This is a genomic window from Lutimonas sp., from assembly GCF_051011215.1.
In the GTDB taxonomy this organism is placed as follows: Bacteria; Bacteroidota; Bacteroidia; order Flavobacteriales; family Flavobacteriaceae; genus Lutimonas.
Genome location: NZ_JBPCUJ010000012.1, coordinates 1 through 10,851, shown reverse-complemented (window position 1 = coordinate 10,851; position 10,851 = coordinate 1). Strand labels below are relative to the sequence as shown.

General features: G+C 36.2%; 9 protein-coding genes. 2 read left to right on the top strand and 7 right to left on the bottom strand.

Annotated features, from left to right (window positions below; translation table 11 throughout):
- Positions 1–121 precede the first annotated feature (121 nt).
- The 6 genes from ACR2MV_RS01420 to ACR2MV_RS01395 form a co-directional block, all read right to left on the bottom strand.
- Positions 122–1,162 (bottom strand): UDP-glucose--hexose-1-phosphate uridylyltransferase, encoded by a 1,041-nt coding sequence (locus ACR2MV_RS01420; RefSeq protein WP_434020090.1) that lies wholly within the window; start codon positions 1,160–1,162, stop codon positions 122–124.
- Positions 1,152–2,294, bottom strand: a complete 1,143-nt coding sequence (galK, locus tag ACR2MV_RS01415) for a galactokinase (protein ID WP_434020089.1) — start codon at positions 2,292–2,294, stop codon at positions 1,152–1,154. The genes ACR2MV_RS01420 and galK overlap by 11 nt, the downstream gene beginning before the upstream one ends.
- Positions 2,295–2,392: 98 nt before the next feature.
- Positions 2,393–3,391, bottom strand: a complete 999-nt coding sequence (locus ACR2MV_RS01410) for a GntR family transcriptional regulator (RefSeq protein ID WP_434020088.1) — start codon at positions 3,389–3,391, stop codon at positions 2,393–2,395.
- A 488-nt stretch (positions 3,392–3,879) separates the two neighbouring features.
- Positions 3,880–4,857 carry a Kelch repeat-containing protein gene (locus ACR2MV_RS01405; protein ID WP_434020087.1) on the bottom strand — a complete coding sequence of 326 codons (978 nt, stop codon included), beginning with the start codon at positions 4,855–4,857 and terminating at the stop codon, positions 3,880–3,882.
- Between the two features lie 148 nt (positions 4,858–5,005).
- Positions 5,006–6,298 carry a S28 family serine protease gene (locus tag ACR2MV_RS01400; protein WP_434020086.1) on the bottom strand — a complete coding sequence of 431 codons (1,293 nt, stop codon included), beginning with the start codon at positions 6,296–6,298 and terminating at the stop codon, positions 5,006–5,008.
- 26 nt (positions 6,299–6,324) lie between these two features.
- Complete coding sequence (locus tag ACR2MV_RS01395; protein WP_434020085.1) at positions 6,325–8,544, bottom strand: DUF5916 domain-containing protein; 2,220 nt, start codon at positions 8,542–8,544, stop codon at positions 6,325–6,327.
- 266 nt (positions 8,545–8,810) lie between these two features.
- Between ACR2MV_RS01395 and ACR2MV_RS01390 the strand changes: the two genes are divergently transcribed.
- The gene (locus ACR2MV_RS01390) at positions 8,811–9,164 is read left to right on the top strand and encodes a hypothetical protein (protein ID WP_434020084.1); all 354 of its coding nucleotides are present in this window, start codon (positions 8,811–8,813) and stop codon (positions 9,162–9,164) included.
- Positions 9,165–9,310: 146 nt separating this feature from the next.
- On the opposite strand, the gene ACR2MV_RS01385 is transcribed toward ACR2MV_RS01390, so the two are convergent.
- A complete protein-coding gene (locus ACR2MV_RS01385; RefSeq protein WP_434020083.1) occupies positions 9,311–10,090 on the bottom strand; it encodes a LuxR C-terminal-related transcriptional regulator in 780 nt (259 codons plus the stop codon).
- Positions 10,091–10,210: 120 nt separating this feature from the next.
- Here ACR2MV_RS01385 and ACR2MV_RS01380 point away from each other — a divergent pair.
- A partial coding sequence (locus tag ACR2MV_RS01380) for a hypothetical protein (protein ID WP_434020082.1) occupies positions 10,211–10,851 on the top strand: 641 nt, incomplete at its 3' end.

Below are 10,851 nucleotides of genomic sequence, written 5' to 3'. Positions count from 1 at the left end.
TTTTTCTGATGCCCTTCTTTATCTCTTGACACCCATAACCCTACGCCAAGAATTAATATTGCATAACATATAAATATTACGTAATCTAATAGTTCAAAATTCCCTGTCATTTTTTTGGATTTTAATTGGTTTTCAAATAATGAGTTGTACTTAGTGATTTCAAGGTGTCTGCAGCCTGTTCTGCAGTAATATCCCTCTGTGGATTCGCGAACATTTCGTATCCGACCATGAATTTTTTGACTTCGGCTGAACGGAGTAAAGGTGGATAAAACGACATATGAAAATGCCATTCTGGATGCTCCTGATCCGTTGGGCTTTGATGAATTCCTGATGAATAAGGAAAAGAGGTTTCAAAAAGATTATCATATTTCGTTGTCAAATCTTTTAGAATAGCAGCGAAAGCTAGTTGTTCGTCTTCGTTTAGTTGTCCTATGTGCTGATGATGTTTTTTTGGAACAACCATGGTTTCATAAGGCCATACTGCCCAATATGGAACCAAGGCAACAAAATGATCATTTTCTAAAACAATTCTTTCATTTAATTCAATCTCCTGTTGAACATAAGCTGATAATAAACTTGCTCCATTTGTCTCCCAGTATGCTTTTTGTTGCTTCTGTTTGTTTAAAATGATTTCAGGAATTGAACTCTGTGACCATATCTGGCCGTGTGGATGAGGATTACTGCACCCCATTATATCGCCTTTATTCTCAAATATCTGTACATGAGTAATTTGTGGCAAGGCTCCCAGTTCCAAGTATTCTCTTTGCCATAATTTTACGACCTCATGAATCTCATTAACACTCATTAGGGGCAATGTCAACGAATGATCTTCTGAGAAGCAAACAACTTTGCATATGCCTGTCTCTCCAGCAGCTTCCAGTAAGCCTTTTTTATATGAAGAAGTATTACTTCCAGGGAATACAGCAGCAAAATCATTAATAAAACTATATGTCCCAGAATAGTCTGGATTTACTTCGCCACCTGCTCGTGTATTTGTTGGACATAAATAACACGTTTCATCATACGATGGCCTCGTGACATTAAGTATTTTATCCGTCTTACCTTGCCAGGGACGTTTGGTTCGGTGAGGAGATACCAAAACCCACTCATCGGTCAGTATATTATATCTTCTGTGGGGTTCGTTATTAAAGTTATTTTGCATTTGATTCTATTTTGGAAACTCCATTACTTATTTTCACTTTTATAGGGGATAAATCCAGATCGAATTTCTCTTGATAAGCAGCCGTCGCATTTTCAATAAATGCTTCTACCTTATCGGTAAGAACCAAGTTGATGGTGCATCCTCCGAATCCGCCTCCCATCATTCTTGAACCAATTACGTATTCAAGGTCTTTAGAGAAATCAACTAAAAAATCAAGTTCCTTACAACTCACTTCGTACATATGTTGAAGTCCGTTATGAGACCCGTAGAGACAATCACCAAACCCTTTGAGGTCATTCTGATCAAGACATTTCGCTGCTTTTAAAGTTCGGCGGTGTTCCTCGGAAACATAAAGCGCCCTATTAAAAACCTTTTCAGGTAAGATCTGTTTGAATTCTTGTACAACTTCAGGTTCAATTTCAGCCAATGATCTGTATTTCGGATATTTCTTTTGAATGGCTGCCAAGGCCGTATTGCATTCATCTCTCCTCACGTTATACTCACTGCTGGCTAAACTGTGGGATACATTCGTGTTGAGAAGCAGCACCGTATAGGGAGAAAAATCAGCAGGAATTAATTTATATTCCAGCGTCTCACAGTCTAAAAGAATAAGACTGTTTTCCTTTCCTTTCACCACAGCGAATTGATCCATAATACCGCACTTTGTACCCACAAAAGTATGTTCGGCGTCACGTGATAGTTTGATCATTTCAAGATCGGTTAATCCTATGTCAAAAAGCTCATTTAACCCTTTGGCAACACCACATTCAAGGGCCGCTGAAGAACTGATTCCTGAACCAAGTGGCAAATTACTTTCAATGATACAATCGAACCCCTTAATTAACCCGGGTTTTAAAACATTGATATGGTAAATTACTCCTAAAATATAGTTCTGCCACTCTGTTTTACTTCTTGAAATTTCATTGAGATTGATTTTAAAACTACTTTTAAAATTACTAGAAAGGATCTCACAAGTATTCGAATGGTTCTTTCTGAATTTAAAAGTTATTTTTTTATCGATTGCAGCAGGCAAAACAAGTCCCCCATTGTAATCAATATGCTCGCCTATTAAATTGATTCTCCCTGGAGAGTCAATTTTAATGTCGGTTTGAAATGAATTGACGTCTAACATTTATTACTTTTTACTTTTTTTCTTATTCTGTACCTTAATTAAGCTGACACTTTTACATTGAACTAAGGAATTTTATAAACACCCTGACAAGTGACATATTAAATTGATCGCCTGATAATTAAGCGATTAGGATTTTCAATTTTTAAATTTTCATTATTCAAAATCATCTCAGCCAGTCTTTTCCCCATGGCATTAAAATCAGTTGAAATAGTGGTAATTCCTCCTTCAACTATTTCCTTTAATAAGGTGTCATTATATGATATGATGCCGATTTCATTTGCCAGCACCAAGCCTTCCTGTTTAATTTTTTTGATTATTTGTATCAAACTTCTATCGTCAGGAATAATATAAATTTCTCCAGCTATTGGTTTTCTTGATTCCAAAGAATCAACTATTTCGTATTCGATTTTATTTTCTCCACAAAACATTTTAAAACCTTTTGACAGGCCTTCAGGTTGTTTATACTGATCGAACAACAGTATGATTTTCTGATAATTTGCAATAAATTTCAATGCATCGGTAAGACCAGAATACATATCCTTTTCAAAATTTTGATAAACGGCTGGATAATTAGACAAATCATCATGGGTTTGATCCAGAATAAAGACCTTGTCAGAAGGTAGTTTATCGATCACCTGATGGGTGTTTTCTAAATTAGCAGGCATGATAACGAAGTAGCTGTAGTCTCCAATATTGTCATAAATCAATTTGCTAAAAATGCTACTATTAAAGTGATGGAAAAATATATCAACCTGGATATGATCTCCCAGGTTGGCAAGAAATGAATTGTACAGATCTTCCTTAAACGAGTTGAGTTCATCAAACAATAAAAATATTTTTTGAGTTACCATGACATCTTCGCTGGCAACGTAAAAACCTTTGCCTGCGACAGATTGAATAATACCCCTGTTTTTCAATTCATTAAATGCCGTAAATACGGTATCTCTCGAAACCTTGTGCTTGATCTTGATACTATTCAGTGAAGGTAATTTATCTCCTTTTTTTAACGTTCCACCAACAATCGCTTCTTCAATAGAGGCGATGATCTGTTTGTACTTTGGTTTTCCGGAATTATCTTTGATTGAAACTATACTCATGCAGCAAATATAGAATAAAAATCGAATAAACCGTACCTGTCCGTACCAGTTTGAAAAATATTTTTCAATTGACCAGAATTATGCGCTTATTTCTCAAAAATAATCGCAGTGAACTTCTTAAAAAAACTGATGATTTCTCAAAGGTGATGACACACCTTTTTTAGCACCGTATTGACAAATGCCAAAAATAACGGTGGTTAGGATAATAATAATTGGTTAAAAACTTTGAACTCGGATTATATTGGCATTACCTCTTTTTGCTTCATAAAGCCCGATCATTTCTTCCAACTTATCAAAAGATTTTCGCAAGATTGACTGATCATTTACGTCAAGTCATTAATCTAAAATGGTGACGTAAATTGATCTTAAATCAATGTTGATTATTAAATCTTCGTTTGCATCGAGCCTCAAGAGATTAGACGTTTCATTGTAAACCCTATTTTTTAAGCCTTCAACTCTTACATTAGTATATTGAATCGAATGAGAAACTAGTATTTTTCAAGGCTCGTCAGCTCCGGATTTCCCCCTCTGTTTCCGCAGCCTGAAGCAATATAAAGTGAACCTTTATAATAAATTAATTGGGTACCGTGTCTTCCGTTAATTAAAGATGGATAGTCAGTCCATTCCCCAGTCAAAACGTTCAGCGCCTCAACTTCATTATGGGCTTTTACCTGAGCACTACTTTCGCCTCCTGCAATGATTAACTCATCATCAATTGCGATGGCAGCATTTCCTGCACGACCAGTTGGCAAAGTGGTTTCCAAAGTGGTCCATTCAGCAGTTCTAAAATCAAACACATCAATTTTATTCTCTGTTAATTCAAAAAATTCTTCTGTTTTCCCAGAGCTGATTCTTCCAGCAACCAAATACATTTTATCATTGACGATGACCGCATTGAAATGATCACGGTACCTAGGTATATCCGGTAATTCACTCCATTGCTTCGTTGCAAAATCATAGACGTCAAACCAGGTCACATGACCATCCCAATGACCATTTATCAATCCACCAACAACATAGAGTTTGTCCTTAAAAATAACTGAACCACCTGCACCTCTTTCTCGTCCTTCAGGCATCCCGAATGCTATGGACCAAGCATCCGTTTCGACATCATATTTATAAATATCTTTGACAGGTTTTTCATATGGAAATTCTCCTGTAAACGCCCCAGCCACATATACATCTCCATCATATGAAAATCCTTGAAAATGATGTAATTCTATTGGCGGTTTTGCCCCCTGAGACCAGGTGTTCGATTCTACATCATAAATAGAAACAGGTTGAATTCGGCGTCCTCCCAGCAGATAGAAATGATCATTTATTCCTAAAAAAGTAGCTTCATGACGAGCCACGGGTTCTCCAGTACAAGACAGCGTTTTCCATTGATTATTCTCTTGAGCATAAACAAATTGACTCAAGAACAACACTAATAAAAATACATTTGTCAGGCTTGATTTCGACTTCATTTGAATTATTTAAGATTAAATGTTCGAAGTTAATGATTTAGACAGGCCCGTGAAAACCTTATTTCTCAATCATCAAAAAATTTAAAGAAAATAGATCTCAAGAATCTATATTTTACATCGTCTCACATTCAATACTTTTTATCTGACGCTAATCATCGATTTCAATCGACAGCCATTTTTCCATAGCGGCTTTAAATCTTTCTTTTTCAGATGCAGTCATATTTTTTATCCTGGCAGTTCCGTGATGCTTTCCATCCATAAAGAACCATTCAGAATCTCCTTTATCACTTTGAGGAACAGCAGTTGCCGACCAGGTATCTATTGCGCCGTTAATATAAACCATCCTGTCAACCCCCTTTTCGAGCCATTCATTCGCATCCTTTAAAAGTTGTCCGTCAAAGTTTACTTCCATTTTGTTCGGAACAAAAGTGGCCTGAGGGTTCTCGTCATTGGGAAGCGCTACAAGAAGGCCTTCAAACTTACTTGTTTCATAGCCATAATATCCCATTTCCTGGGCTGACTGGTAATAATGTGAGCCGTATTGCTCAACCTGTTTATCTCCAAAAAAACTGATGTCAGAAACAGATAAAAGATATTCCAGCATGTCTTCAGTAGAAGCTTTCTCATCGGGTATTGCCGAGCAATCCTGACCATATTGCCAAAAAGAAAATGGATATTCAAGAACTGTATACTCGAAAGCTTCCTCAAAAGTATGGTAGGTAAAACTCACCTTGGCCCCTAAACTGTAAAATTTAAGGAGCGGTAAAATTTCATCTCTATTAGACAGAACCCTTTCTTGAAAAGCCCTGATTTTTTCACGACAATCTTCAGACCCCACTGATTCAAGAAAAGTATACAAGCGCTGATCTTCTACCTCCCTGTTGATAGGAGCCACATAAGGCACACTCACATCAACATCTTCAGGATAATAATACCTGTAATAAATGGTAGTTGCTCCACCTTTGCTGATACCGGTACTCACCCATTTACCATCATAAATCTGTCCAAAAACCTGTCGGATGTGATGAAGATCGGCGGTAGCCTGCTTTAAATTTAAGTAATTATAGTCTAGTGAATCGGGCATACTTTCTCCAAAATACCGATGCTCCACATCGATCTGATTCGCATCGAGATAATCGGCAAGCTCTCCAATTCTATTTTGCGTTCTGGTATAACCTTGCGTTATGATAACTGTTGGCCTGTCATACCCTTTATGCGATAAAAATGCCCTTTGATAAAAATAACCTTTTGATGCGTCGGAATGATCTAAGGGTTGTTTGATCTTCAATTCATACGAAGATTCATACTCCGTTGCTGTCTCAATTTTTGTAAAAATGACAGCTGGTAATTCATACAGCTGGTCTTCGAATAGTTCAGTTTGGGCGATGGCAAAATGCAAGCCGACAGCAAAAAATAAGAAGGTAAAAAAGGATTTTTTCATTGTATATATATTAATTATTGGTAAACTCAAATATTAATCCAATAGGTAAACTTGACGATCAAGGCTCTTGTACCCGGAGAAAATGGTGTGGTTTTATAATTATCATTGTACACCACATATAAATCCGACAGAGGTTTAAAACGCCATTGCAATCTTGAATTAATGCTAAAATCTTCGTCCTGACTGTTATATTGAATAAAAGTAGACCAAAACAAGTTCTTGGTAAAGGTAAATTCAAACTTTGGACCCACAAATAAAATAGTTTCTGTAGGATAGGGGTCCGGAAGGTCAATATAATTAACACTCGATCGAAAAGAGGCTGTAAAATAGGGTTGTAATCGAAGTCGAAAATCACTGGTTAAAGAGTATCTGTAGCCGTTAAAAAATTCACCTACATCCGTTCTGGCAACGAATGAGAATGCCTTCCTTCCATCAGAACGGTAACTAAAATCAAACTTACTGTAAGTATATTCACTAAATGCCGGTAATGGCTCTCCATTATCTGAACCTGTAGGATCAAAATCTTCCAATAAATACGTGTAGCGATGATTCAATGCCATCTCTATACTACTTTGATTTCTGAACTGAATCTGATATTCTACATCTACCATACCATCGGTGTGTTTAAAATCGAGTTCCGGGCTCCATGTCGAAGAGCCTCTGACTTCGAGTGTATGGGTGTTTATTTTTGAGGCTGTCGGATAAAAAACCCGGGTCGCCACAGGATCAATAGTTACAATATCATTTCGTCTGATATATCCCAGATCTGCCTGAAAGTCATCGCCCACATAAATTCCATTGAGACCAAACTTCCAATCTCTGGTATTGTACTCTATAAAGCCACCAGATGACATTTCCTTATCTCCTGCATCAGGGGCAAAAGATTTATGCAAATAGTACTTTCCGGACCATTTATTATCTTCACTTCTCAGATTAAAATCAAGTCCTAAAACCCTGTTGTATTCTTCAGCTTCCTCTACAAAGTCCGACAACTTGGTCACTTGCCTGTTGACAAAAATAAATCCGATATTTGACCGGCTAAACACTTTTTGTTGGACCGCAACTACAGTATTGTTATTGGTCGGAATTTCATTCGCGGCGTCTTCGGCAGTTTGTATATTCAATACCCCGATACGCAAATTATTATTTATTTTCCCGCTTAGTCTCGCCCCTGCAATGATGCTGTTTTCAATAGTATTTCCTTCTAGATCTTCAGCAATTCCAATTCTTCTGGAGAAAAAAGGATTGGCAGAACGAATACTTCCAAAATCAGAAAAAAGATCTGCGTTATCGATAAAAAACTGCCTCTTTTCGGGCAAAAAAACCTCAAAACGAGTTAAATTGACCACTAATTCATCAACCTCTACCTGTGAAAAATCCGGGTTAATGGTCAGATCCAGGTTCAGACTATTTCCTATTGGAATCTTGGCATCTCCGCCTATTGAAAAATCGGTGCTAGTTTCTCCAAGATCATAGTCTCTTGACACATTTCCCGACACATATGGTATCACGGCGAATGGTGTTTTTACTTTATTCAAAGGCTTTTCAAAAACCATGTTCCCCATAAAGGCAAGGTTACTGATCATTTGATTCTGAGGAGTATTTCCCCAGGTACTCCATTCATTAGATTGGGTATCAAATCGATAGGATGTAAAGCGCCATCTTGTTTCCTGATCCTTGAATTTAAATGAAGCCAATGGAATCTTCATTTCTGCAATATAGTAGCCCTTGTATTTCTTTGAAACATTTTCCCATTTAACATCCCAGGTAGATCTGAAATCTTTTCTTTCTGCTCCTCCACCAGAGATCAGGGCCTCCCGCTGAACACCTTCTGGGTTGGTACCAAACATGAAGGCATTATTTCCATCGCGATAGGTATCAAACATCATACTTATATTGTCATTGGCTCGGGCCGAAAAGTCTCTTTTTAATGAAGGAACGATATAATCATCTCCAATGGCATAAACTTTAATTCCTACATATAGATACTTTTTATCAAAAAGCATTCTGATTTCAGTCTGAGAGGAGCTTAAGACCGTATCAGTCGGGAAATATTGCCAAAAATCAGTGGCTACATCTGTTTTTTGCCAAACCTGTTCTTTAAGGGCCCCATCGAGGTCAATTTCTTCGTCAATCCATTTGACATGAATTTCTTTTTGCCTTAAAGAGGTTTCGTCTTGCGCTGATAGCATCTGCATTCCTAGAAGGAAGAAAAAAATAACAAGACCCTTGGTCAAATTCGACATACTTATAATTGAAAGAGCTAATATAATAAGCCTCCTATAAACAAAACATGACTTTTATAATTGTTTAGAATGTTTTGCATCCTTCCAAACATCAGAACAAGAGCAAACCTTATTCTTTTTTATCTGTAGAACACAAACCTTTTAAATAACATTAATTACCATATCCTCAAAATACTGTTAATATTTTACCATATTAATTTTATATTTAATTTATTTTATTTTTTTTGTACTAAATTAATGGTAGAGACAAATTAAATATCAGGGTTATGACGAAAAAAATCGCATTATTCGGAATACTTTTTTTAACATTTTGCCTGGCATTGGCTCAAACCTCAGATGCGCAAAAGACAGCAATAAATTGGGAAGAAGTTCAGGTGATCTATGATTTAAATGAAGTAGCAGAAATGACCCGAGGAAGCAAGATGACTGAAACCATCAAGACGAGTCTTAATTTTGGTACCAAGTCAAAAGTTAAAAGAAATTGTTTAAAAGAACTACAAAAGCAAGCAGCTGAAAAAGGATACACAGTACTCTATATTGATGAAGAAGCCTCTAAAGACAAACGCTTTAATAAACGAGGTATTGAGGTTACTTTGGTGGGGGTTGGTTATAAAGGGTAATTAAGCATCTCATTTCGTTAAATTAGTTCTTGAGAATCAAAATTTCTCTCACGGATCCTATAGCAAACAACTATAAAAGCAATTTAGGGTGTGCCAATTAAAACCCTTTTGTTTAGATTAAAAAGGAATGTAAAGGCATATGCTTTTCAAATTATATCAAGCTTTTTACAATACAATAAAAGGTCTAAAACAGTATTGCAGTTGCATTTTCTGAAAATATTCTTTCGATGGGTTGCAATGGTGTGACGGCTAATAAACAACCTATCCGCAATCTCCTGATTCGACCCTCCTTTTTCAATTTCTTTTATAACTTCTATTTCTCTTTTTGTAAATGGATTTATGAATAAATCATGTATGCTCTTGCTCACCTCCTCTTCTGCCATGCTTCGCGAACGAATTGACCAGCTTACTGGTGTGTTTAAGTTGAGATAAGAAATATCTATTAATCTGGTAAATGATTTTAAAAGATTCCCCCGGCTTCCTACTTCATGAACCGATAACTGGCAAAGTAAATGGATATAGCTACCATCTTTTCTTTTTCGTCTATATGTCAAATTCAATTGAAGATCCGGATCACTGTTTTTTGAATTCACCGCGGCATATACCACAGTTTTAATAATCTGCTTTATCAATATGGCATCTTCTTGATGATAACCCTTAAAAACAAAGTCAAAACTTACTTCATCATCTTCAAAACCCAATAAAGAGAAGAACCCCTTCTTATCCAGAATTTTCTTTTCTCTGAAATCAGTTATATAGGTACATTCTCCCATCATATGTTTTCTTTTAACAGTAGGCTTTCTTCCAGATGCTACATTTCTATCATCCGAAAGCAAGCTCTTAATCTGTTCGAAAAATAATGTCATTTCGGAGGTATTTCTTTCTTCCGCATTTAAACTGATATTTTTGTTTTTGACACCTTTCATTGTACATTATTTACGGATCGTTTCAATAATAAAATACTCGGGAGACCAGGAATAATTACCTTCTACAATCCAATGCTAAATTAAACCGTATATTTAACCTAATTATATACTCGCATAATAATGAGATTATTTTTTCTACTTGTATTTATAGGCCTTAACACTTATTCTCAAAAAATAAACATAGAGGATTTAAGGGGCTATCTAAATTCATCTCTAGATACTCTCAACAACACTTTCGAGCTGTATTATGCAGATAAAATGGTGGCTATTGACTTAGAAAGTTTTGAAATAAATACAATTAGATTACAATTCGAAAATGAAACTGAAAAGGCTTTGATTCCACTCTCCTACTTTCCACTAAGAATTGAAAAATTAGTCTATTTTGTGCAAAGTCAGGGCGGCATGGTCTTTACGATTCATAATGATACGATTAAAAGAATTGACAATTCCTATGACCATGGAATGCAATATGGCGCCAGTATTTTTAAGCATAATAACACCGTCTTTAAATATGGTGGCTATGGCTTTTGGTCGGTACGGGATTTTTTTACTTATTATGACAAAATGCAACATGAGTGGGAAGTTTACCATCCTATCGAATCTGCAACAATTCCCAAAGGACTTCATGGCGCCTATTGGATCAAAGACGCCTCGCGATTTTATGTTTTTAATGGTCAATATATCAATGAGAATAACAGAAGACAGAACTTTAAAAACACTGAGCTCTGGTCATTTGATTTTTCAACGAATACATGGAATCT